The 23,917-nt window shown below is 61.3% G+C and carries 25 protein-coding genes; 9 read left to right on the plus strand and 16 right to left on the minus strand.

Annotated features, from left to right (window positions below):
- Window positions 1–77: 77 nt before the first annotated feature.
- From HY26_RS02505 to HY26_RS02540, 8 genes are all read right to left on the minus strand, one after another.
- On the minus strand, window positions 78–566 hold the full coding sequence (locus tag HY26_RS02505; protein ID WP_112072865.1) for a hypothetical protein: 489 nt from the start codon (window positions 564–566) through the stop codon (window positions 78–80).
- Window positions 556–1,272, minus strand: a complete 717-nt coding sequence (locus HY26_RS02510) for a hypothetical protein (RefSeq protein WP_112072866.1) — start codon at window positions 1,270–1,272, stop codon at window positions 556–558. Before HY26_RS02510 ends, HY26_RS02505 begins: the two co-directional genes overlap by 11 nt.
- On the minus strand, window positions 1,269–1,796 hold the full coding sequence (locus HY26_RS02515; protein ID WP_233351511.1) for a nuclear transport factor 2 family protein: 528 nt from the start codon (window positions 1,794–1,796) through the stop codon (window positions 1,269–1,271). The genes HY26_RS02510 and HY26_RS02515 overlap by 4 nt, the downstream gene beginning before the upstream one ends.
- A complete protein-coding gene (locus tag HY26_RS02520) occupies window positions 1,793–2,554 on the minus strand; it encodes a hypothetical protein (protein WP_112072867.1) in 762 nt (253 codons plus the stop codon). The genes HY26_RS02515 and HY26_RS02520 overlap by 4 nt, the downstream gene beginning before the upstream one ends.
- Window positions 2,551–3,345, minus strand: a complete 795-nt coding sequence (locus tag HY26_RS02525; RefSeq protein WP_112072868.1) for a hypothetical protein — start codon at window positions 3,343–3,345, stop codon at window positions 2,551–2,553. Before HY26_RS02525 ends, HY26_RS02520 begins: the two co-directional genes overlap by 4 nt.
- Window positions 3,342–4,151, minus strand: coding sequence for a hypothetical protein (locus tag HY26_RS02530; RefSeq protein ID WP_112072869.1), 810 nt, complete (start codon window positions 4,149–4,151; stop codon window positions 3,342–3,344). Before HY26_RS02530 ends, HY26_RS02525 begins: the two co-directional genes overlap by 4 nt.
- 116 nt (window positions 4,152–4,267) lie before the next feature.
- Entirely contained in the window at window positions 4,268–4,867 is a 600-nt protein-coding gene (locus tag HY26_RS02535; RefSeq protein ID WP_034768185.1) for a murein L,D-transpeptidase catalytic domain-containing protein, read from the minus strand.
- Complete coding sequence (locus HY26_RS02540) at window positions 4,864–5,052, minus strand: hypothetical protein (protein WP_034768186.1); 189 nt, start codon at window positions 5,050–5,052, stop codon at window positions 4,864–4,866. The genes HY26_RS02535 and HY26_RS02540 overlap by 4 nt, the downstream gene beginning before the upstream one ends.
- A 113-nt stretch (window positions 5,053–5,165) precedes the next feature.
- Between HY26_RS02540 and HY26_RS02545 the strand changes: the two genes are divergently transcribed.
- The 9 genes from HY26_RS02545 (at window position 5,166) to HY26_RS02585 (ending at window position 15,068) form a co-directional block, all read left to right on the plus strand.
- Window positions 5,166–6,254, plus strand: coding sequence for a phosphotransferase family protein (locus HY26_RS02545; protein WP_034768188.1), 1,089 nt, complete (start codon window positions 5,166–5,168; stop codon window positions 6,252–6,254).
- On the plus strand, window positions 6,251–7,489 hold the full coding sequence (locus HY26_RS02550) for an MFS transporter (protein ID WP_233351512.1): 1,239 nt from the start codon (window positions 6,251–6,253) through the stop codon (window positions 7,487–7,489). The genes HY26_RS02545 and HY26_RS02550 overlap by 4 nt, the downstream gene beginning before the upstream one ends.
- A 13-nt stretch (window positions 7,490–7,502) precedes the next feature.
- Window positions 7,503–8,726 carry a serine hydrolase gene (locus HY26_RS02555; RefSeq protein ID WP_233351513.1) on the plus strand — a complete coding sequence of 408 codons (1,224 nt, stop codon included), beginning with the start codon at window positions 7,503–7,505 and terminating at the stop codon, window positions 8,724–8,726.
- Between the two features lie 31 nt (window positions 8,727–8,757).
- Window positions 8,758–9,669, plus strand: coding sequence for a hypothetical protein (locus HY26_RS02560; protein ID WP_112072870.1), 912 nt, complete (start codon window positions 8,758–8,760; stop codon window positions 9,667–9,669).
- A gap of 10 nt (window positions 9,670–9,679) precedes the next feature.
- Window positions 9,680–10,174 (plus strand): DUF4262 domain-containing protein, encoded by a 495-nt coding sequence (locus HY26_RS02565; protein WP_034768194.1) that lies wholly within the window; start codon window positions 9,680–9,682, stop codon window positions 10,172–10,174.
- Window positions 10,171–11,082, plus strand: coding sequence for a crotonase/enoyl-CoA hydratase family protein (locus tag HY26_RS02570; RefSeq protein ID WP_034768196.1), 912 nt, complete (start codon window positions 10,171–10,173; stop codon window positions 11,080–11,082). The genes HY26_RS02565 and HY26_RS02570 overlap by 4 nt, the downstream gene beginning before the upstream one ends.
- A gap of 61 nt (window positions 11,083–11,143) precedes the next feature.
- The gene (locus tag HY26_RS02575) at window positions 11,144–12,424 is read left to right on the plus strand and encodes an amidohydrolase family protein (protein WP_034768198.1); all 1,281 of its coding nucleotides are present in this window, start codon (window positions 11,144–11,146) and stop codon (window positions 12,422–12,424) included.
- 154 nt (window positions 12,425–12,578) lie between these two features.
- On the plus strand, window positions 12,579–13,451 hold the full coding sequence (locus tag HY26_RS02580) for an OmpA family protein (protein ID WP_158531402.1): 873 nt from the start codon (window positions 12,579–12,581) through the stop codon (window positions 13,449–13,451).
- Between the two features lie 267 nt (window positions 13,452–13,718).
- Window positions 13,719–15,068 carry a DEAD/DEAH box helicase gene (locus HY26_RS02585; protein WP_034768429.1) on the plus strand — a complete coding sequence of 450 codons (1,350 nt, stop codon included), beginning with the start codon at window positions 13,719–13,721 and terminating at the stop codon, window positions 15,066–15,068.
- Here the strand turns inward: HY26_RS02585 and HY26_RS02590 are convergent.
- The 8 genes from HY26_RS02590 to HY26_RS02625 all read right to left on the minus strand — a co-directional run bounded on the left by HY26_RS02590 (window position 15,065) and on the right by HY26_RS02625 (window position 23,893).
- On the minus strand, window positions 15,065–16,324 hold the full coding sequence (locus tag HY26_RS02590; protein WP_112072872.1) for an acetyl-CoA hydrolase/transferase family protein: 1,260 nt from the start codon (window positions 16,322–16,324) through the stop codon (window positions 15,065–15,067). The two genes, HY26_RS02585 and HY26_RS02590, sit on opposite strands and share 4 nt — an antisense overlap.
- A gap of 7 nt (window positions 16,325–16,331) precedes the next feature.
- Window positions 16,332–17,402: a DUF2855 family protein gene (locus HY26_RS02595; protein WP_034768200.1), complete on the minus strand. Its 1,071-nt coding sequence runs from the start codon at window positions 17,400–17,402 to the stop codon at window positions 16,332–16,334.
- The gene (locus HY26_RS02600) at window positions 17,399–18,157 is read right to left on the minus strand and encodes an enoyl-CoA hydratase/isomerase family protein (protein ID WP_112072873.1); all 759 of its coding nucleotides are present in this window, start codon (window positions 18,155–18,157) and stop codon (window positions 17,399–17,401) included. The genes HY26_RS02595 and HY26_RS02600 overlap by 4 nt, the downstream gene beginning before the upstream one ends.
- Window positions 18,154–19,485, minus strand: coding sequence for a cytochrome P450 (locus HY26_RS02605; RefSeq protein WP_034768204.1), 1,332 nt, complete (start codon window positions 19,483–19,485; stop codon window positions 18,154–18,156). Before HY26_RS02605 ends, HY26_RS02600 begins: the two co-directional genes overlap by 4 nt.
- Window positions 19,486–19,535: 50 nt before the next feature.
- Window positions 19,536–20,645, minus strand: coding sequence for a pseudouridine synthase (locus tag HY26_RS02610; protein ID WP_112072874.1), 1,110 nt, complete (start codon window positions 20,643–20,645; stop codon window positions 19,536–19,538).
- Window positions 20,646–20,718: 73 nt separating this feature from the next.
- Entirely contained in the window at window positions 20,719–22,101 is a 1,383-nt protein-coding gene (locus tag HY26_RS02615) for a M20/M25/M40 family metallo-hydrolase (protein ID WP_112072875.1), read from the minus strand.
- Entirely contained in the window at window positions 22,098–22,526 is a 429-nt protein-coding gene (locus tag HY26_RS02620; protein ID WP_112072876.1) for a hypothetical protein, read from the minus strand. Before HY26_RS02620 ends, HY26_RS02615 begins: the two co-directional genes overlap by 4 nt.
- Window positions 22,527–22,663: 137 nt before the next feature.
- A complete protein-coding gene (locus HY26_RS02625) occupies window positions 22,664–23,893 on the minus strand; it encodes an EAL domain-containing protein (protein ID WP_034768210.1) in 1,230 nt (409 codons plus the stop codon).
- Window positions 23,894–23,917 lie beyond the last annotated feature (24 nt).

A 23,917-nucleotide genomic window follows, 5' to 3' on the forward strand; every position in this document is an offset into this window, starting at 1 on the left:
CAGCGCGCTGCAGTTCCCGTCGCAGGAATCTCGATTGTGGCGGAAGTTTAATCCGAAGGGCGCAGCGAAGCTGCCGCCTATTTGATTGCTTGCAGATCGTCCCAGTATTCGATGGGCGGAACGTCGCGGATCATCTCTTCGACCATGGCCGTGAAGCCGGCATTGAAATAACCGGACGTCAGGGCCCAAAGTGCGCGGCCGCGTTCGGTGCCCAGCACGAAGTAGATCACGCCGCGATAGGTTTCCCACGACTCCTTGTCCATGGCGCCGGACTTGTATTGCAGCCACTCATATTCCCGCGCACGCATCTGGCCGATCATCCAGAAGATCACCTTGGTCTTCTCTTCGAAACTCGGCGTTTCGACTTGCGACAATATCCGGCCGAGTTCCGGAAACTCGACGAATTTGTAGACGCCGGTCTGGTCATTCGCGAGCTGTGTCTGCCGCGACTCCGAGCGCAGCAACACGGTGCCCTGCCGGACTTGTATCGTCAGGAAAATCAGGGTGGCGGCGACGACAATGACACCGGCGATCTGGGCGATATAGGCAAGCTGCTCAAGGCTCATGTGGGGGCTCCGGCTGAGGCAGTGCCAGCAGGGACTCCGCAGAGATGGACGGGTCCGCACGCAGGCAGGACATTTCCGGATGTGTTCCGGCATCCAGCCGATCCGCGAGGCAGTTCGCCCAGCGGCCGAGCCGGCTCATTTCGCCCCGCCATTCGCGCAGGCGATCCATGCTGGCGCGGAATTGCGGTTTCAGGGCTGCGCCATCATCCGTATAGAAGTATCCCGGATTGCCCGGTTCATAAGGCAGGATGTCGTCCTCGACGAATGTCACATAGCGAATGTATTTGCGGCCCACCCCATCCATTTCCGAATAATACATGTTGAGGTCGAAGATGGTGACCGGATCGAACAGGCCGATAATGTCCATCTGTTGCAGCACGCTCCACGTGTTGGGCGGTATGTCGGAGCCATCCATCCGGAAATAATAGGGGGCAGGGGTTTCTCCGCGCTGGAACGCGGCTTCCCAGTCGGCAAGACCGGCATCGATGGCGGGAATGGCGGCTTGTTCCATCACATAGGTTGCGTCCTTCAGGTCGGTCACGAGCGCCGCGACAATTTCAGCCTTCCGGGCTTCGGCGGCCCGCGCTTCGTTCCAGTTGTTGACCTGCAGGCCGAGGAAAACGCCGAGGACCACGATCAGTGTTTCGATGGCGACCGTGAACCAGTCCTGCCTTCGGAAGGCTTCGGTGATGCGGCGAAGGATCATGGGGCTGTGTCTGCGGGGCAGAAACTGCCGCCGCATTCCTCCGTCGAAAATATTTCCGCTTCCAGTTGCCATCCGCCATCTGCATTGCGCCATTTGGCACTGTAGACGCCTGACGCAAACGACTGGTTATCGTCCGTGTGCTCCCCGCGCCAAATGCCGGTTTCGAAGGCGATCGGGAAGATGGGCGAGACGGAGACACATTCTGTGGCCCGGATGTAGATGGTGCGGTCTGCGGCCGCGAAATCTTCCCTCCAGATCAACACCTGTTCGTCACGGCCATCGAACAAGGAGCTGTCGGTGCCGGTCACCAGTATCACATCCGGCGCGAGCAACCCGGTGATTGCGTTGATATCCTCGTCCGCAATCGCCTGGTTGAAGGCAGCGCGAGCCGCACTCACTTCCTCGGCGGCGGGACTGGCATTGCCGGTGCACGCGGGCGCGCGCGTTTCAGGCCCCTGAAAAGATGCGCACGAGGCCAGCACAATTGCGGCAAAAAGAAAAATCGTGATGCGGCGGAGCATCATTGGCGGCGCTCCATTTCCTTGTCGATCACTGCCAGGGCGCGTTCCGCCGTTTCGTTCTGCTTGTGAAGGTCGGCGGGTGTCGAGACCATTAGGCCGGCCCATTCGGTCAACAGCGGTTCGATGTCAGGATTGGCCGCGATCTTCTCGGCGGTACGGCGCGCAGCCTCATCGGTGGCACCTTTCGGACAGTCGAGAATGTAGGTTTCGGCGCCATCTTTGAGGTCGTAGCAATGTTCCCAGTAGAACGCCTGCGCGTCGAGGGGGATCAGCTGGCGCACGCGCGAACGGTAGGCGGGTACAAAATTGGTCACGGACAAATTGTCGTTTGTTGCAAGATACGCCTCAACGGCGTCGATGATCTCGCGTGACCGAGGCAGCCCCTGCCGGCGCATCTCGGCATAGGTCGACCGGTCGACGTCGATGGGTTGCCACTGGGAGGCGTGAAAGAAGTCCACAATGACGGGCCAGCATTCCGTCCCGCAGGAGGCACCGTCCGCCATGAAATCGAGCGAGCGTTTCCCGGCGGCCACGACCTGACCGATGGCGTCGGCCTTCTGGTTCGTGACGCGGATGGAAGTTTCGACTTCCTCCTTCAATTCAATAAGAAGGGCCGTTTCCCGCGCCCTGTCCGCGCGGGCTTCGTTCCAGTTGCCAAGCTGGATGCCGAGGAAGACGCCCAGCACGACGATCAACGTTTCGATGAAGACGGTGAACCAGTCCTGCTTGCGGATGGCATGGGTGAGACGGCGGAGGATCATAGGGATTCGCTCTCACTCAATTCTGCGGCCAGAGCGGCATCGAGATCATTCAGCACCGCGATCAGCTGCTCATATCTCTCAATGTAAGAGTTGAGGCGCGAGACATTGTCGACGTATTCGGCGAGGAAAACCCTGCTTTTACGCATTTCCTCCAAACTACAGCGACTGGTCCATTTAAACCCCCGCCCGTCGACTCGCCCATCCACACGGTTGTTTCGCTGCATGACAAACAGCGATGCGTCGTCGACATCGACCGGCTCGGGCACGTACCAGATGGCTTCCGGGTGACGCGAATTCAGCCGATAAAGCTCATTCACCGCTTCATCATAAGCTCGCCGGGCCCGGTCTCTGACGAGAACAAAAGCCCGCACACTGGTTCTTATCGTGTCATCTGTGATCAGATCAAGCCGCCCGGTCGCGATCGCCTCTTCCAGTGCGGGAAGGTCGTCTGTCGGGGCCGGAAGCCAATGGGAAATTCCGATCAGGCGGCATTCGTTCTGGGTCAGATCCCGTTCCGGCATTTCGTCGAAGAGTAACGCGTGAGCAGCGTTCATCATTTCAATTCGAGGAAGATGATATTCATACTCAGCTCTCTGGATATCCAGAAGTGTGCCTGCTTCCTCATCCAGCCGCACCAGCAGTTTTTGGGCATCCGCCCGTTGCGCATTGCTTTCATTCCAGTTCGCCACCTGGATGCCGAGGAAGACACCCAGCACGACAATCAATGTTTCGATGAAGACCGTAAACCAGTCCTGCTTGCGGAAAGCATTTGTGAGACGGCGGAGGATCATGGCGCTCGCCTTTCGAGGTGGTCGGCGAGTTCCGACTCCAGCGCTTCCGTCGCCGCAGCAAGATGTTGGACGAGGGCTTCATTGTTGGTCGAGATATATCCGCGCCAGGAGAGCTGGGCGATGACCTCATCCCAGAACTCGGAGTCAGGTGGCATAGCAAGACTGCCGCCCTCCGCGTCATAGATCGGCCCTTGCCGGGCTTTTTCCTTGAACTCGGACGAGATCTGCGCAGATGGCGGCAATTCCATGCTCATCAGACCGTCGTCCCATCTGCGAGGTGGGATCCGGTTGCTCATGATAAAGTCGGCATACGCCCCATCGATGAAAACCGCGTTGTTCTTGTCGATGGCCGCTTCCAGACGCGCCGTGCTGTAGAAATATGAAATGATGGCTGCGCGCAGATCCGGATCGGAAATGATGTCGAGCTTTCCGGAGCCCTGAAGATTCAGGAAAGTCGGGCTCTGCGTCCGCAAAGTACGGCGCACCATCAACATACTCAACCCCATGTCGATTTTCAGGGCACGGTCGTCGGAGGTGTCATTGCGGATCAGGTTGAAGGTCTGGGCGGTCAGATTCACCTGGAACTGTTCAAATTCGATCTGCGCATCGACTTCCGCCTGGATGTTGTGGAGATCGTCCTGCAATTGCCGCAGGTATTGCGTTTCATCATGCCTGTCGCTGGCATACTGGTTCCAGTTTGCGAACTGAATACCGATGAACACGCCGAGCACGACGATCAGGAAATCGATACCGATGGCGGTCCATTCCTGCTGGCGGAAATGCTTGATGACGCGAGAGAGGATCATTGAGACTCCTCTGGCGCAGATCGTTTCAACCGCATGCGATTGTCCCCCGGTGCCAATTGGCAAGGGGATACACTAGGAGATTTTGCCGGGCTGACAACAAATTGTCAGTGGGCCTGTCACTTGCCGACGTAGATTAGCGTGCGGCGGGGCACGTCTTTCAGGAAGGTCGCCAGGTCTTTCTTTGAGAAGACGATGCAGCCATTCGAGCGGCCGAGTTTGCCCCATTTCTGCAGGAAGGTCGGCTCGGCGTAATCGGCAGCGTGGATGACGATGGCCCGGGCGCGGGCATTGGCATTGGTCGGGTCGAGGCCGTCGAGACGGAGCGACTTGCCATGCTTGCCGACATATTGCTCGGCCAGCAGGTAGGCGCCTTCAGGGCTCGCCGAGGAGCCGGGCACGTCGGAGAACTGGTCGAGGAAGCCGTCATGGTCCGGGTCGGAGCCGGATCCATGGGCTGCGCGGAAAGCGGCTTCGACAAGGCCGGTCTCCAGATTGACCAGATAGGCCCGCTTCTCGTCAGAGCGGCGGGCATAGTCCACGACGACGAGGTGGGTCTGGTCTGCTGTGTCGCTATGCGCTTTCAGGGAAGCCAGCGCCTGGCCGAGCAGTTCCGGCCGGATGAGGCCCTGCGGATCCACGGGAATCGCCGCCGCGGGCAGGGCAGAAAGGCAAAGGGCGGCGAGACTCACACTGGTGAAGGTCAGAAAACGTCTCATGGTGCCTTTTTACTCCTCACAGGTGCAGCAAGTTGTGCTGTCTTTGCCGTTAGGGAAGCTGCCTTTCCATGATGCAGCATACGGCCAGCTTCTCGCCAGATCATGAACGTGACAAGCCCCGCCACGCATACGCTGGCGATGCAAATGATAGTGATCGCTGTGATCAGGGTTTTGATCTGGAGCATGTCGCGTGCCTTTCCTTGCCGGGCAGGTCACGCGGACGTCGCGGAAGGCCTTGGCGCAGCGTGGCCCGTGAGTATGGTATCCTTTGAAAAATTGCGGAAATGAGGGCAGGAAAATGGCCGACGCGCCAACAGCAAACGATCTGTTCAGCGGCACCAAAGAGGTAGCTGAGACGCACAAGTTCGACGAGGCGGCCCTGGCCGCCTGGATGGAAGAAAATGTCGAGGGCTATGAAGGCCCGCTGGAAGTGCGCCAGTTCAAGGGCGGCCAATCGAATCCGACCTACCAGCTGGTGACCCCGAAAAAGAAGTATGTGCTGCGCCGCAAGCCGCCGGGCAAGCTGCTGCCCAGCGCCCATGCCGTGGACCGGGAATTCCGCGTGATTTCCGCGCTTTACCCGCTCGGATATCCGGTGGCCCGTCCCTATGGCCTCTGCACAGACGACTCGGTCATCGGCACGATGTTCTACGTCATGGACATGGTCGAAGGCCGGATCCTGTGGGACGGCACGCTGCCAGACTATGAGCCCGCCGAGCGCCGAGCCATCTATGAGGCCAAGGTGAAGACCTTCGCCGACCTGCACAATGTCGACTGGCGCGCCGCCGGCCTCGAAGGCTTCGGCAAGGAAGGCGACTATGTTGCCCGCCAGATCCACCGCTGGACGAAGCAGTACAAGGCGTCCGAAACCCAGCATATTCCGGAAATGGAACAGCTGATCGAATGGCTGCCGAAAAACATCCCGCCGGGTGACAGGACGACCATCGTCCATGGTGACTACCGCCTCGACAATATGGTGCTGCACCCGACAGAGCCGAAAGTCATTGCCGTGCTCGACTGGGAGCTTTGCACGCTGGGAGATCCGCTGGCGGACTTTTCCTACCACCTGATGAACTGGGTGATGCCGCCGGGTGATTCCACGCGCGGCTCGATCATGGCGATCAAGGACCTCAAGGCCTGGGGTATCCCGACCATGGAAGAATATGTCGAACTCTACTGCAAGCATACGGGCCGCGACGGCCTGCCGGAGCTCGACTACTACTTCGCCTATAACGGCTTCCGCCTGGCAGGCATCCTGCAGGGCATTATCGGCCGTGTGCGCGACGGCACGGCAAACAGCGCGAATGCGGAAAGCAATGCCGCCCGGGTCGTGCCGCTGGCACAATTTGCCGCCAGCTATGCCCGCCGTGCCGGGATGCCGGGGTGACGCCCGACCCATCCGGTGACGGGGACCACCCGGCTCAACACACACAGCGCCTGGGGCGGCGGGATCTGATCCTGCTGACCCTGGCGGGTGCTGTTGTCACGGCCAACGCTTATTACATTCATCCGATCATCGCCCTGGTGGCGAAGGATTTTGGCGTGTCGCCCTCCGAGATCGGACTGGTGCCGGCCCTGAACCAGATTGCGCTGGCGCTGGGCATCCTGCTGTTGCTGCCGCTGGGCGACCGGGTCTCGAACCGCAAGCTGGCGACCATCTTCGCCACCGGCCAGCTGGCAGGACTGATCGTCATGGCTGTGGCGACCGACTTCCGGGTCTTCGTGGCGGGCTCCACCTTTCTCGGCTTCTCCACCATCACCCCCTATTTGTTGCCGGCCTATGCCTCCAAGCGCGTGGCGCCGGAGCGGCTCGGCCAGGTAACCGCGACACTAACCACCGGCGTGATCGGCGGCATTCTGCTGGCCCGTGTCGGGGCCGGCTGGGTGGGGGAACATCTGGGCTGGCGCACGGTCTACTTCATCGCGGCGGCGGTAATGGCGACGGTGACCTTCATGCTGCCACGGATCATGGATGAGCGGGAAAAGTCCGACAAGGATGCGCCGAAGCATAATTATGTCGGCCTTGTCCTGTCTGTCTTTCCGATCATCCGGAAGCATCCAGAAGTGTTGTTGTCGGGCACCATCCAGGGGCTGGGCTTCGGCATTTTCCTGTCGGTCTGGCTGGGCCTCGGCCTGTACCTGACCAGTCCGGCCATGGGCTATGGCGCCGACACGGTTGGCTATCTGGCGGCGGTGTCGCTGCTGAACCTGATGACCACACCGCCCATGGGGGCCTGGGCCGACCGGATCGGGCCACGCAAGGCGCGGGTCTACATTGCCGTGCTGCAGTTCAGCGCTGTCTGCCTTCTGGGCCTGTTCGGGCACAGCCTTTGGTTGCTGCTGATTCCGATCATGATGATGAATGTCGTGGGCCCGCTGATCGACATCACCGGCCGGATGACGTTCCTCAGCCTGCTGCCCGGCGTCCGGACGCGCCTGATGACGGCCTATATCGTGCTGATGTTCGTCGGTGGAGGCATGGCCAGCTGGGGCGCTACCTATGCTTACGAACATGCCGGCTGGCATGGCACGACCACGCTGACGCTTTGCCTGTCCGGCCTGTTGCTGACTTTGTCTTTCCTGGGATGGCGGTTTGGTCCGGAGCGTGGTGGAAAGGTGTGAGGAGGAAGCGGACATGGTCATTCTGAAACGCATGAGCCTGGTGTTCGCCGCGCTGATCGTCGCGTCGGGGATAGGCTGGATCCTGATCGGGCCGGAATGGCGCGCGCTGCTGGCGCACCAGCCCTATGGTCGGGACGTCTTGTTCTGGAACCAGGCGCAGCGCGATGCGGGCTTCCGCATGATCGACCGTATTCCTTTCGTCATCGAGTCTCATGCCATTGCCCATGGCGATACGGCGCGCGACCTGCCCGAAGGCGAGCCGCTGGACCTGGGCCTTGATCTGGATGCCTATCTTGCTGCGAACCGGACAGCAGGCCTGGTTATTTTGCAGGACGGTAAAGTCCGGCTGGAACGCTATGAGATGGGCTTCCGTCCGGATGGCCGCTGGACCAGTTTTTCCGTCGCCAAATCCCTGACCTCCACGTTGGTCGGCGCTGCCGTGAAGGACGGAGCTATCCGCAGCCTGGATGATCCGGTGTCGGACTATATCGATGAATTGAAGGGCTCGGCGTATGATGGCGTGACGGTCCGTCAGGTGCTGACCATGACGTCTGGGATCGACTGGAACGAGGATTACAGCGACCCCCAGTCCGATGTTGCCCGGTTTGACCAGCAGGAGGCGGAGCCAGGGCGCAGCGCGCTGGCGACCTATATGGCAGGCCTCGGGCGCGCGCATCCGGCTGGGGAGGTGTGGAACTATTCCACGGGCGAGACCAACCTGATCGGTGTGCTGGTGAGCCGCGCCACGGGCCGGAACCTCGGCGGGTATCTCTCCGAAAAGATATGGGCGCCCTATGGCATGGCGCAGGACGCGACCTGGCTGCTCGGCAATGACGGGCATGAAATCAGCGGCTGTTGCATCCAGGCCTCGGTGCGGGACTTTGCGCGCTTCGGCCAGTTCATGCTTGAGGGCGGCAAAGCCGGCGGACAGAATGTGCTGCCTGAGGGCTGGATTGAAGCCGCCACCGTGACGCAAGCCGACATTGGCTCACCCGGCGAAGGCTATGGCTATCAATGGTGGACGTGGGATGACGGATCGTACCAGGCTGATGGCATTTTTGGCCAGGGCATCTTTATCGATCCAAACCGCAACCTCGTTATCGCCTCGAATGCCAGCTGGACGTCTGCATTGGGCGACACGGGCGGCGAATGGGAAGCCCGCAAGGCATTCTACAAGGCAGTTCAACACGCCATCGATATGGAGGCCGCGTCACCGCTGGGTGACGCCGTGCCATGATGGTGGCAGACTTCAGAAAAAGGGAAACGCCATGACCGAGACAATCAAGGGGCCGCTGCGAGCGCCCGTGCAGATGCTGCAGGAACAATCCTATGACGGGCACAAGAGCCTGCATGATGACAGCGAAGCCGAACGCCTCGGCATCAAGGCAGGCCCCATCGAAGGGCCGACGCATTTTTCCCAGTTTGTGCCTTATCTGGCTGACATCTGGGGCAATGACTGGTTCGAGCGCGGCTGCTTCTCCAGCCACTTCCTGAACATGGTGTTCGAAGGCGAGAAAGTGCGCGTTGAGGTCGACCGTCCGGCGCCCGGCGAAAGCCGCACCCTGTGCCGCGCCTTCAAGGAAGACGGCACACCCGTGCTGGAGGCGAGCGCCTCCATCGGGCCGGATCATGGCGAGACCCTTCTGGAAGGCCGGATGAAGAAGTTGCGCCCGCCGGGCGATCTCGTCATTCTGGAAGACATGAAGGTCGGCATGACCGGCATCGCCGACGAGACCGTGACCATGGGCATGCACCAGCATATGGGAAGCCTCTACCCGTTCTCACTCGCCGACAAACTGAAAGTCATCACCGAGCCGATGGCGGTTTACAGCGATGCCTCCGCCGGACCATGGGGCAAGCCGATTGTGCCGCTGGAAATGGTCAGTGTGCTGGGCAATTACTCCAGCCGCACAGCAAAGTTCCCGGTCAAGCAGCCGGCGATCGGCCTGTTCGCGGACCTCGAAGTACGTATGGTCAATGGCCCGCTTCTGGTGGGGGAGACTTACATCCTGCGCCGCGAAGTGGTCGCCCTGTCGGAAAGCCGCCGGGTGGAGAATTACTGGATCCGCACGAAATTCTTCGACAAGACCGGAGACAAGCAAATCGCGGAAATGCTGCTCAATCACGGTGTGATGAAAGCCAGCTATCCCGCTTATCCAGCAGACAAGCTGCCTGCCTGAGGAGACCACTATGGCACTTTCCCCCGAACTGCAGGCCGTGGCCGACAATGTTGACCGTGACGGCTGGACAAAGGTCTATGTCCAGAAAAACCCGGCGGATCCGAATTCGCGCCTCCTGTTTACCGTGACCGTGGGCATGCAGGAAAAGTTCGGCCTGCCGGAACTGGTGGTCTTCGGCCTGAACCGTGAGACGGCCGATGGCATGATGCACAATGTCGCCGCCAAACTGGTGAAAGAAAAGAAATGGACCGGTGAACCGCTCCGCATGGATGGTGTGCTGAATGAAGCCGATGTCGAGCTGCGCCCGGTACATCCGGAACATCTTGGCGAAGTCGGTGCGATCAACATCATGGTCCGCCGCGAAACGGACCGTCCGCCGCTCGGGGGGATGATCCAGATTTTCTGGCCGGGGGATGATGGCCTGTTCCCGTGGGAGCCCGACAGTACGGACGAATTCCGCGATCAGCCGCGTCTGGATGTGTCCTGGAAGAAGGCCAGCCCATGAATGGATTCGACACAATTCTCTATTCCACGCAGGACGGTCATGCACGGATCACGCTGAACCGGCCCGACAAGCTCAACGCGCTCTCCTATGTCATGCAGTCCGAACTGTCCGCGGCCCTGTGGGAAGCGGACAATGACCGGTCCGTACACTGTGTGATCCTCGAGGGTGCCGGCCGGGCTTTCTGCGCCGGCTATGACCTTTCCGGCGCCGACGGAGACGTGCCCGTGTCCCCGGTGGAGGACAAGGAAACCAAGTCCTATCGCGGGGGTCGAAGCATCGATGACGACGCCTGGCAACTGGAGCGCCAGCAGCGCTGGCGGATGGCGCTGTTCGACATGCACAAGCCGGTGATTGCCAAAGTGCATGGTTATTGCCTGGCGGGCGGATGTGACCTTGCCCTGCTGGCCGACATGGTGATTGCCGCAGATGATGCGACCTTCGGCTTTCCGCCTGCACGGGATCTAGGCGCGCTGCCCAACAATTTCTGGGTCTACAATTGCGGCCCGCAATGGGCGAAGCGCTTGCTTCTCACCGGCGACACCGTGACTGGCACGGAGGCGCAGGCCATTGGCCTGGTCATGAAGGCCGTCCCGGGCGAAGACCTCGAAAACGAGGTCGTCGGCCTTGCCAGCCGCATGGCGAAAATCGACCCGGACCTCCTGTCCGCCAACAAGCGGATCGTGAACCTCGCCATGGAGCTTATGGGGGCGCGCACCCTCCAGCGGCTCGCGGTCGAGAACGATGTACGCGGGCACAATACGCGCGCGGCGGATGGCTTCAGGGCGAGTGTCGCTGAAAAGGGATTGAAAGCCACGTTGAGGGCCCGCGATGCCGCGTTTGGCGATGGACGCGCCCGGGTGCATGGACCGGAAAAAAGAGATTCGGACGGTCGTCTGATAGAAGAGTAGTGCACCGATTGCGGTGTTGTGGGGACGGGGCTAGGCTCCTCCCAACTGGAGGGATTATCTCATGAAACGCTTTGGACTGGTCGCGGCGGCGGCATTGGCATTTGCAGGCATGGCAAACGCACAGGAAGCGGTGATCCATGCGGGTTACCTGCTGGCCACGCCGGGGGATGGCTATCTGCGCAAGCAGACAATCATCGTCGAAGATGGACGGATTGTTTCTGTCGAAGCAGGTTACAAGCCCGGACCGAAAGGTGTGCCGGTGATCAATTTGCGCAATGCCTATGTGCTGCCGGGTCTGATCGACAGCCATGTGCATATCACCAGCGAGAACGGACCGGGCGAACGGATCAAGACGTTCGAGGACACGACGGTCGACCAGGCCTTCGACGGCGCAGGCTACGCGCACAAGACGCTGCTGGCCGGCTTCACAACCGTGCAGGACGTGGGCGGTTCAAACGATGCCGTGTTCGGCCTGCGCGATGCCATCGCGAAAGGGCTGGTGCCCGGGCCGCGCATGCGGGCCGCCGGACAGGCCGTGTCCGTGACCGGTGGACATGGCGACATCAACGGCTATTCGCCGGAAGTCATGGCGCTGTTCACCGGCAAGAATATCTGCAACGGCGCGGACGATTGCCGCCGGGCAGTCCGCCAGCAGGTGAAGGAAGGGGCTGACGTTATCAAGATCACGGCGACGGGCGGTGTCCTGTCCAACACCAAGGCCGGTCTTGAGCAGCAATTCACCGCTGCTGAACTGGAAGCCATCGTCGAGACGGCGCACTCCATGGGTCGCAAGGTGACGGCCCACGCGCACGGAAAGGTCGGCATCGAATCCGCCCTGCGTGCCGGCATCGATTCCATCGAGCACGGGACTTACACCGACGACGAAACCATCGCCTTGTTCAAGGAACACAACGCCACGCTGGTGCCGACCGTTTTGGCCGGGGCAACCGTGACAGGCTGGGTGAACGAGCCATGGCTGCCGGAAGCCAGCCGCGCGAAGGCAGCCATCGTCGGCCCGCTGATGCAAGACATGTTGCGCCGGGCACATGAGGGCGGTGTGAACGTGGCCTTCGGCACGGATACGGGCGTCTCGAAGCATGGCGATAATGCGCAGGAATTTGCCCTGATGGTGGGCGCGGGCTTCACGCCGGAAGAGGCCATCCGGTCCGCGACGGTGATCGCGTCCGAACATGTCGAAATGGATGCCGACATCGGCACCATCACGGTGGGCAAGTATGCCGACATCATCGCGGTCACGGCCGACCCGCTGAAGGACATCACGGAACTCGAAGATGTCGACTTCGTGATGAAAGGCGGCGTGGTCTACAAGAACGAAGACTGACCGCGTTTACCGGCGGCACCTCGCCCGGCCCGCGAAGGGTTTTGACAAGGCGGGGTGAACGCCGGATGCTGTTCGGGGATCCGGACGCAACCGGCCCGGATCATGCATGGGCTCCGTGAGAAACACGGATCCTGAAGGCATAAGGAAAGACAAGATGGCTCTGGCGACACGAATGGTTACCGGCGCTGCGGCAGTCCTGGCGCTGGCCGCCTGTTCGGGGCAGGACAGCGCTCCAACCGCACAGAAGGCGGCCTCGGTCGCCGAAGCGGACTGTATTCCGATCTCCGACGGCACCTACCAGATCCGCAATGGCAAGATCCTGGTCATGCGGGCGGACGCATCGTCCCGTCCTGAACCAGCCCCGATCACCGACATGTCGGGAGAACCGGTCGGCTGGGCGGCGAAACTGGAGCAGACTTTCGAAACCACCGGCTATCCCTGGCTTGGGCTGCAGGTCCGTGACGGCGTTGCTGCCGTCGTTGGGACAGCGCCGGGACTGGCCGCCCGGGACGTCAGCTTCCTTACGGCAAAAGCGGCGATCCAGAATGATCCGGAAGGCGCTGAAAAAGTCAGCCTGATCGTCAATGCGATGGCGGTCGAAGGGCGGGAGGACACGCTGGGGGCAGGCCTTACGCGTCTCATGAACAGCGACCTGTCGCTGGATGATTGCCAGGATGCTTTTGATCAGACCCTACGGGTCGACGACATCGATTTCCCGGTGAATATGGCCGCGCTGAATGCGGCTGAGCTGCCGGTGGTGGATACAGCGACCGGCATCGCCCGACTTTGTTCCGCCTATAATATCGAGATTGCCGAGCACACGGACTCGCGTGGATCCGACAGCTACAATCTCCAGCTGTCGCGTCAGCGCGCCGATGCAATCCGCGACTACATGATTGAACATGGTGTGGATGAAGCTGTCCTGACGGCCGAAGGCTATGGCGAATCCCGGCCGATCGACAGCGGCAATTCCGCAGCGGCCCGCGACCGGAATGAGCGGACAGAGTTCATCGTCACGGCGCGCTGACCGGGGAGACGCCGGCGGGTTTTCTCATCCGCTTCATTGACTGTTCATACAAACAGGGCCATGTGGCCCATGTCGACGCGCCGGAACCGGTGCATGGGGCAGGCAGCGTGAAACGTGCAGCGGGCATTCCCGCCGCGACCGGCCAGCCCCTTCAGGCATTCAATCAATGCCGTTGCCCCTGATCGCGCGGGGCTTCCACAAAATTAAACCCTCCAGGGCTGGCAGCGCGCAGGCATGCCGCGCGCCCGCTCGAATGAAAGACACTACATGACCAAGTTTTCAGACCTCGGCCTGAATCCGCTGCTGATGCGGGCAATTACGGAAGAAGGCTATGAAACGCCGACCCCGATCCAGGCACAGGCCATTCCGCTGCTTCTGGAAGACAAGGATCTTCTCGGCATCGCGCAGACCGGCACCGGCAAGACGGCAGCCTTCGCGCTGCCGACGCTCGACTTCATGCTTGAGTTTCCGCAGAAGCGCCGGGCACGGAGTGCCCGTGTCCTTGTGCTGGCGCCGACACGCGAGCTTGCCGGACAGATCGCAGAGAGCTTCCGTACCTATTCCCGCCACATGGACTGCAACGTGCAGACCGTATTTGGCGGCGTGAACATCAATGCTCAGCGCCGCGCCCTTCAGGGCGGTGCCGACATTCTGGTGGCAACACCGGGCCGCTTGCTGGACCTTGTCGGACAGAAGGCAGTCAGCCTTCAGGAAATCGAAGTCCTGATCCTCGACGAAGCCGACCAGATGCTCGATATGGGCTTTATCCACGACCTGAAGAAGATCGTGGCGCAGGTGCCGAAAGACCGGCAGACGCTGCTGTTTTCGGCCACCATGCCGAAGCTGATCTCCGATCTTGCCCAGCAATTTCTGGATAAGCCGGTACGCGTCTCGGTGACGCCGCCTTCCACCACGGCAGAGCGTGTGGACCAGGGCGTGTATCACGTGTCCAACAATGACAAGCTCGAACTTCTGTTTGATGTCCTGAACAATCCGGAAATCGACCGGGCCCTCGTCTTTACCCGGACGAAACACGGTGCCGACAAGGTTGTCCGAAAGCTTCTGGCCAAGGGCCTGGATGCGCGCGCAATTCACGGCAACAAATCCCAGCCCCAACGCATGAAGGCGCTGGATGCTTTCAAAAACGGCACCTGCAAGGTGCTGGTGGCAACCGACATTGCCGCCCGCGGCATCGACATCGACGGCATCAGCCATGTCGTGAACTTCGAAGTCCCGAACGTGCCTGAGCAATATGTGCACCGTATCGGAAGGACGGCTCGCGCCGGCCGGACAGGTCTTGCCGTCTCCTTCGTCGCGGAAGACGAGCGCTATTTCCTGCGCGACATCGAGAAGACGATCGATATGCAAATCGATGTGCTGAAGGCGCCGGAAGGCACCAAAGTCGATCTGTTGCCGACGCCTGACCCGAACGAGCGTCTCTACAAGCCAAAAGGCCCGGCGCGCGGTACTGGTGGACGTGGTGGCCAGCGCCGTCCGCCGAATTCTTCCCGCCCGCAGGGCAAGGGAAAGACTCAAGGCACAGGCAAGGCCGGTGGTAAGCCGGGTAGCCGTAGCCGCGGTGGCAAGAAGCGGAAACTGGAAGGTGCGCGCGGCTAGAGGCTGGCGCGCAGCTTGGCCCATTGGTTGGCGAGCTCGTCCCGGAAGTCAGGCGCGGAAATGGCGATCAGCCGTTCCGCGCGCTGGTCGATGTCGGCCGTGGTTAGGTCCGCAACTCCGTATTCGGTGACGACATAGCCGGCTTCTGCCCGGCTGAGCGTCACTGTGGGTGAGGCAAGCTGCACGACAATCCGGGACAGGCTGCCGCCACGGGCGGTGGCCGGCAGGGCAATGATGCTGCGCCCGCCTTCGGACAATTGCGCCCCGCGCACGAAGTTGCCGAGCCCGCCGGTGGAGGCAACCTGACGTCCCTTGACCCATTCGGAGTTCAGCTGTCCGAACAAGTCGACTTCCACGCCGCCATTAATGGCGGCAAGGCGGGGGATGGCGGCCAGCACAGGCACGGAATGGGTGACACTCACAGGCTGAAAATTGAAGCGCGCATCCTTTCCGGCTGTCGTGTAGAGCGGCGGTGTACCAATGGCCGTACCCGTCAGGATCGTGCCGGGCTCTGGTGCGATCGACCCGGCATTCAGCGCTTCCATCGTCGCGTCAGTGATCATGCCTGTATGAATACGGATATTTCGATGGTGCGCTGCCGCAGCCATCGCGATCTGCTGCACGCTGCCGATGCCGGACTGGATGGTGAACCCTTCATCCAGCAAAGTTGCGACATGTGCCGCGATCGCTTTTGATTCATCCGAGAGAGGCGGATCGGTGAGCGTGATGAGCGGCGCGGTGTCTTCCAGAACATCCGTAAAGTCCGAAAGAGGCAGGCGGGGGGCACTTGCCGGGAACGGCATGTCCGGCCGGACTACAGCAATCCGGCGGATATATCTGCGATCCGCGAGTGCCGGCGACATATCAGTGCCGAGGCTGAGTGAGACGTCTCCCTGCTCGTTCGGGGCAGAGACAGGAATGAAAGCGGCATCCAACGGAACCGACTTCAGCCATTCATAGGCTTCCGAATAATGGATGGGGCACAGCCTGTAACGACCTTCCTCGAATGCGGTGCGGTATTCCGAATAGAGGAATGTCCCTTCAGCAGACGCGTTCGGGTGAAAATCGGTCCAGGCTGTCCGGTTGATACCTGGCAGCCAGTGACCCACGAAGGTGGTGCCGTCCGCCAGGTCGGGTGTTTCGCGCAGGGCGTCCGCTACGCAGGCAGGTTCCGCCGGGCCGCCGGGCACATAAATACGCGGCGCGCCGTTTGCGGCGTCCCTCAACTCGGCAAGCAGTTGCTTTACGCTTTTCATGCCCGCCTCACGGCGTGAGGATAAGACCGGAGGAGGGGCTCACATCCGCATCCAGCGTTTTCTGCCAGGCGGCAGAGATGGCTTCGTGTCCCTTGGCTTGTTTCGGTTTCACGAACTTGCGTGACGCCTTGTAGAAACTCAGGAGCGACTGGCCGAGCTTCGCATTGAGCGTGTTGGCCCCGAGTTGCTTGGTACGCTCCGCCGCATAGGTCGGTACGAAGAAGAACTCCGGCTGCGGATCGGGCAGCTGGATCGGGGTGCGATTGCCTTCCCAGTCCGTTACACCAATGACAAGGCTGCGCACGAGCCGGTCTTTCAGCGCATTGTGCACGTCTGCCGTCAGGGTGGGGCGGCCGAGAAAGTCGACAAAGGCGGTCAGTCCGCGTGCATGCAGACGGTCTACATCGCCATAGGTTCTCACCCGGCCATACAGCCCGGTAGATTCCACGAAGGATTTGTTGCCTTTGGAGGTCAGCCCCACGGTGTCCACATTGCCACGCTGTTTCAGGCAATGCGCGAGGGCGAGAGCGGTCTTAGAAGAGGCCGAAGATATCACAACCGTTTCCGGGATCGGATCACCGGTTTCCATCAGCGAGTCGTCGATCATCCATCCGGTGGTGAACAGCGGCCGGAACAGCATCTGTTGTGCCTCGGACTCAGCGTCGTAGGAAGGGTCCGCGGCTGTGAAGATATAGGTGTTGTAGATGGCGGCCATGGGCTGGCGGTGCGCAGCGCCGTCCACGAAGCTGGCTTTGCTCACTTTCGAGGGCTCGACATCGAAGCGATCCGAGATCGGAAGGTATCCGTAGACCCGCTGGCCAGCCGTCACGCCTTCGGCCTTGGACTCTTCAACCGTCGCAAAGCCCCAGACCGGGACGCGCCCGTAAGCCGGGTCAGCCGCCGGGAAGAAGTCCCAGTATTTCATCGCATCGCCAAAGGTGGCGTATGTGACATTGTTGGCGGTCAGGGCGAAGGCTTCGATCTTGAGCCGCGCGCAACCATCGGCCAGCGGTGTTGCGAGCCGGTCGGTCCATTTGACGTCGCGCAGGTCGTCGCGCCGGATGAGAAAATCGCTCATGTCTTTGCTTTCGGTGACTTTCCTGTAAAGGCCCCGATTCGAGCCTGCATGTCAGGCCCCACGCCCTCATTGTTAAGTATCTCCCATTGCAGGCCGCTGTCCATATCGCGTGCATCGGTGGCTTCCAGAAGCCGCTTGTTGGCCGCATGAGAAAAGGCAGAGTTTTCCGTGATCTGTCCGGCCAGTTTTTCAATTGCCGCGTCGAACTCGGCGTCCGGTACGATCATTTCGGCGAGTCCGATGCGGAAGGCTTCGTCTGCGCGGATCATTTCGGCGGTAAACATCAGGCGCTTTGCGGTCGCGATGCCGACGCGGCGGGGCAGGCGCTGGCTCATGCCCCAGATCGGCGTCAGGGCCCATTTGGCGTGTGTGTCGCCAAAACGCGCACTCTCGGCGGCGATGATGAAGTCCGCCGCCAGCGCGACTTCCAGCGCGCCGGTGTAACAGTGCCCGTGCACGGCAGCGATCACAGGCTTCGGCAGGCGCTCCATCAGGCGTAGCGTTTCCGAATGCCAGCCGCGGGACGGCACGGCTTCGCCCTCGGCAATGTCTGCCAGATCGTGCCCGGCGGAGAAGCACTTGCCGGCACCGCGCAGGACGACACAGCCAATGGAGTCGTCCTTGTAGAGATCGGACACGTGCGAGCGGAGCTCCCGGAACATGCCGACCGTCAGCGCATTCAGCTTGTCCGGGCGGTTCAGGGTCAGGATGGCGCAGCCATCATTGTCCTGCCGCGTAACGAGTGTATCTGTCATGATCCGAGATCCACCATGAGGCTGGAGATGGCGTGAACGAAATTGTTCGGCGCGATGGTCTGCTCGCCGGTCCATTTCACATCCGGGAAGCGCGTCAGAATTTGCCGGTAAGCCGCTTCAAGCTGCATGTTGGCGACGCGCTGGCCCAGGCAGACATGAGGCCCATGCCCGAAGGCGAGATGCTCCTTCGCGTTCTCCCGAGTGATGTCGAACCGGTTCGGGTCCGGGAATTTCGCCGGGTCGCGGTTCGCCGCAGCATAGTACATGACCACCTTGTCGCCCTCGGCGATGGGCTGGCCGCCGAGTTCGGTGTCTGCCGTTGCCGTGCGGCGCATATAGGTGACCGGCGAGACCATGCGGATCGCCTCGTGGACGAAGTTGGGAAACAGGTCGGGATTGGCCTGCAGCTTCGCCTTCTGGTCCGGGAATTCCGTCAGCAGGCGCATCGTTCCGGAAAGAGAGTTCCGGGTCGTGTCGTTTCCGGCAAAGACAATCAGCAGCCAGGATCCGTCCAGGAATTCCGGGCTGAGCGGTTGGCCGTCGATCTCGACGTTGGCGATGGCTGACAGCAGGTCTTCTTTCGGCTCCTTGCGGCGTTCGGCCAGCAGGTGACGGCCGAAGTCGAACATCGCCTGAATCTCGTTGACGAACTCCATGATGTCTTCCGGCGTCACATTGCCGAGGCCTTCCTGCTGGGCCCGGTATTGCGATGTCTCCAGGAAGTGCATCCAGTGGACGAGCTTCGGCCGGTCGGCCGCCGGAACGCCGAGGATTTCGCATAGGGTGAACAGCGGCAGTTCGGCGGAGAACATCTCCACCATGTCCACGACGGGGCCTTGCTTCTCCATCGCGTCGAGCAGTTCGGTCACATAGGCATCCACGCGCTTGCGAAGTTCGGCGACGAAGCCGGGGCGGAAGAAGTGCATGTGCTCCATCCGCAGCGGCGTGTGATAGGGTCGGTCAAGATTGATCAGGCTGTTCAAGCTGGAGGAATGCAGCAGCGGATGGCGCGGCTGATCCGGCAGGCCATAGGTCATCAAGATGCCGCCGCGCTGGGACGAGAACGTCGCCGGGTCCAGTTCGACCTTCTTCACCAGTTCATACGGCGTGACGGCCCAGAAGCCGGCGGCGGCCTTTTCCGGATGCCACATGACCGGCGCTTTCTGACGCATCATGGCGAAGGCTTCGTGCGTGTAGCCGCCATGACTGGAAAACACTTCCGGATCGGTCAGATCGACCGGCGGGGCGAGGTCGTAGACCGGTTCGTTGGCTGGCGCGTGGGGCGGCACCTCTTGCTGGTAGGTGTCGGTCACGTTCTGAAGCGTCATGCAATGCCTCCCTTATGGCGATGACCACGGGCGGCATTTTATGCGCCGTCTCAGCGTGGCTTGCTGCGTTTTCTGCTGCCTGACAGCTTACCGGAAGGCGGCTTGGTGCCAAGGCGTGACTTGGGGGAAGTACGATCGGGGCTGGTTGACCATTCTTCCTCTGGCTTCCGGCCTTTTTTGCCGCGTGTTTTCGCCGCCGGTTTCGAGACAGGCTTCGGGCCGGGTTTGCTGTTCCTGACGGCCGGTTTCGACCGCGGAGGTGCGCCGCCGTTCCAGGCAGGCGCCGAGTGCTTGACGCCCTCGTACAAGTCGCCAACCGCTTGGACGAGCAGGTCAGGCGGGACTTCGTCCACCTGTCCCGGTTTCAGTTCCGCCAGTTCGAACGGGCCATAGGAGACGCGGATCAGCCGGTTGACCATCAGGTCCAGCGACTCTAGCGCGCGGCGTACCTCCCGCTTCTTGCCTTCGGCCAGCGTCACCGTCAGCCAGTTGTTGGCGCCGGTCTCACGATCCAGCACCGCCCGGATCGGCTGGTATTTCACCCCCTCGACCGTGATGCCCTGGGCGAGCTTTTCGATCTTTTCCGGCGTCACAGTGCCATGGGCACGGACGCGATAGGTCCGTTCCAACCCGCTGGAAGGCAGTTCCAGAGCCCGGGCGAGGGCGCCGTCATTGGTGAGCAGCAGCAAGCCTTCAGTGGTGAGGTCGAGACGGCCGACCGTGACGACGCGGGGCAGCGTGCGGGGCAGTTCGTCAAAGATGGTCCGGCGGCCTTCCGGGTCCACATTGGTTGTGATCAGGCCGGAGGGCTTGTGATAGCGCCAGACGCGCGTTGCTTCCGGGGCGGAGATGGTGCGCCGGCCGACGCGGATCAGTTCCTTGCCGGTGACCTTGAAGGCCGGTGACGCCAGCTTCTTGCCGTCGACCGTGACCTTGCCTTCCTCGATAAGGCGCTCGACTTCGCGACGGGAGGCAACGCCAGCCCGTGCGAGATACTTCGCGATCCGCTCGCCTTCGCTCCAGTCGGTTTCTTCAGCCGGACCGCGTGGTGCGCTGGATTTACCCCGAGGGCCAGATTTGTAGTTGGGCTTGTCGCCCGGTTTGCCTCTCGCGCTAGCAGGCTTGCGGCGCAGGCGGCCCGTCTCTCGACGCTCCGTCATGATGGCTTCCTTTCAATGTCAGCGGCCCGAATCCGTCATCCGGGCCGTTGATGCAAGGGATTTTGACTGCCGGTTACTTCGACAGTTCAGTGATCAGCACATACCAATGGTCCAGTGCGCCGGGGATGGAGGCGACCGGCACACGCTCGTTCAGGCCGTGAGCATACTCGTCCGAAGGCTTCATGAAGATGCCGGTGACGCCATAGGTATCGATGCCTTCCTTGCGGAAGAACAGGCCGTCCGTCGTGCCGGCGGACATGGACGGGATAATCGGCAGTCCGGGGGCCTGGGCATCGACGGCCTTGCGCAGCGCGGTCATGACCTCCGGGTGCAGCGGTGAGGTTTCAGACTGCGGGAAGACTTCCGGGAATGTCACCTGTGCGCTCTCGCCCGCCAGTTCCTGCAGCTTCGCCATCACGTCGAGCGACGGAATGCCGGGGAAGATACGGCAGTTGATGTTCGCCACCACGCTCTGCGGCAGGGCGTTTGGTGCATGGCCGCCGGTAATCTCGGTTGGCACGCACGTGGTGCGGACCTGACCGACATATTCCGGATGTTTCGACAGCTCTGCTGCGGCTTCGGCGTCGTCCGGATTTGTCGAGAAGCGCGCCATCGCCTCGCCCAAACCGCCTTCCGTGCGCTTGGCCGTTTCGGCGAAGAAAGCGCGCGTCAGTTCACTTGAGCGGACAGGGAACTGGTAAGTGCCGATCCGTTCCAGAACACCCGCCATGTCGACGATTGCATTGTGCGCGGTCGGGCGGCTGGAGTGGCCACCGGGATTGGTGATGGTGATCTTGAAGTCTGCATAGGTCTTTTCACCAGCCTGCAGGCTGTAGAAGGCGAAGCTGCCATCCTCGTTCAAGGTGCCGCCACCTCCATCGGCGTTCAGTACGTAACGTGCATCCCGGTAGAGCGGTGCAATCGTCTCGGCCGTCTTTTGCGCGGTCTCTTCGTCACCTGTCAGGATAAGGATGATGTCGTTTTCGGGTTCGAACCCTTCGCGCTTTAGGCGCAGCAGTGTGGTGACCAGCATGGTGAGGCCGAACTTGTCGTCCAGCACGCCGCGTCCATAATAATAGGTGCCGTCGGTTTCCATTGTGAACGGCGCGCGTTCCCAATCGGCCGGGTTCGCCTCGACCACGTCCATGTGGGCGTTCAGCAGGATCGGCGCGTTGGAGTTCCGGCCGTGGTAGGTTGCGATCAGGGTCGCGGTCTCGCCCAATGGGACGATTTCAACGTCCTCCTCCGGAAAGCCGCCAGCCTTCAGTTCGCCTGCAAGGTATTCGGCATAAGCCGGGACCTGTCCGCGGCCTGCAACCGTGTCGTACGCCACCGATTTGCCGAGGATCTCGGTTGCCTTCTCGACATCGACCTGCTCGGCGTTGGCGAAAGTTGGGGTTGACACGCAGCCAACGAGGAAGAGCGCCGCAAGGCTGGTGAGGAGTTTCTGTGTCATTGCATGAAGGTCCGGATGGTTTCGTAAATCTGGATGAGGTTGGATCCAATCGCCAGGCCGATGATAATTTCAAGCGGAATCCAGACGGGGATGAGGCCGCGGGCGCGATTCTTGTCCTTGTCGACCAGCAGAGAGAGCGAGCGTCCAATGCCTGCGCCGATCCATCCGAGGGCGAGGGGTAAGGCGGCAAATCCGGCATAGATGGCGGGCAGGTAGATCGCGATCAGCAGCGCCGACAGGTGCGCCATCAGGAACAGGCCGCCATAGGTGGCGCGGAATTCCGAATAGCCGCCCGGGCGGGCCGGGTCAGGATCTTCGACGAGGCGCACGACACCGGACGCCCATCGCGGGGAGATCAGGGCGCCAAGCCCCATCGCCGCGCCGGAGGCAAGGGCGATACAGGAAATGATCTGGCCATAATGCATGACGATTCATCCTCTCAGTCGGCAGGAACTTTATGCTGCTTTGCGCCTGTGTCTAACGGCCAGTTCAGTTGGCCACGACAAGAAAAAAGCGCCGGTCGTTTCGGACCGGCGCTGCAAGAGGGGATGGGTTAGTATGCCTACGCTTTACGTAGCTCTTCTTTCGGCGGACCGAATGCGTTGATGCTTGGGCGGCCGAGGAAGTAGCCCTGGCCGCGGCGGACGCCGAGCAGCTTCAGGGTACGCAGTTCGGCTTCGGTTTCGATACCTTCTGCAACGATCTGGGCGCTCGTCTCACGAGTATAGTGCAGAAGGGCAGAAATCAGTGCGCGGCGGGCAAGGTCGGCGTCGACGTTGCGCGTCAGGCTGATGTCCACTTTCACGAAATCCGGGCTCAGCTGGATGATGTGGCGCAGCGAGGAATGACCGGCGCCGGCATCATCGACTGCGATGCGCAGGCCGCGCTTGCGCAGCGGTGCCAGGCACTTCGTGAACAGGTCATAGTCCTCGATGATCGCGTGTTCGGTAATCTCAAGTACGATGCGCGACAGCGGAAGGCCGGAGAAGGCTGGCGCAAAGGCCGGGTTGATCACGGTCTGCGGTGAGGCGTTGACGGACACATACTGGTCTGCCGGCAGGACGTTCAGCGCCCGCACGGCATGCCGGATGGCCGCGAGTTCCAGTTCGGCGGCAAGGCCCACTTCGGCAGCTTCAGCGAACCAGATGTCCGGTGTGCGGTAAGGCTCAGCGGAGAAGCGGGACAGCGCCTCGAAGCCTTTCGGCTGCATGTCACCCAGGTCGACAATCGGCTGGTAGGCGATTTCGAAGGCTTTCTCTTCCAGCACGGACTCGATGCGGATGCGCTTCTCGCGCATGATGCGCTCGGTGCGGTGATTGGCATGAATCTGCTGCGTCGCGAGATTGGCGAACAGGCGCATCGTTTCCAGGTCGCGCGAGTTCAGGCTCGTATTTGGTTTCGGGCTGAGGCAGGCGAACATGCCGTAGATCGTGCCATCTTCCAGATGGATCGGAATGGCAATGTGAGACCCGATCGGAAGGGTGCGGGTGATCGGCAGGGAGGCAGCCAGCTGGTTCTCAGACGTGTCCGGGATCATTTGCGGCAGGCGGCCGGCGATGATCAGGCCGCAATAGCCTTCATCCATGCTGCGGCTGGCGCCGGCGCGGATCAGATGCTCATAACCGGGCGCATCGACATTGCGGTAAACGACGCGGCCGTTCACGAATTGCGAGAGGTAGGCCACCGGCATGTCCAGGTGTTCGCGGATTGCCCTCAGCGAAGACTCGATGATCTGCGGCGATGTATCCGACGGCCCCTTCAACATGGATGGGTCGAGTTGGAATGCGTTCATCAGTGCCCTCCCGGCGAGCGCCTG

The organism is Hyphomonas sp. GM-8P (assembly GCF_003263315.1).
Lineage (GTDB): Bacteria > Pseudomonadota > Alphaproteobacteria > Caulobacterales > Hyphomonadaceae > Hyphomonas.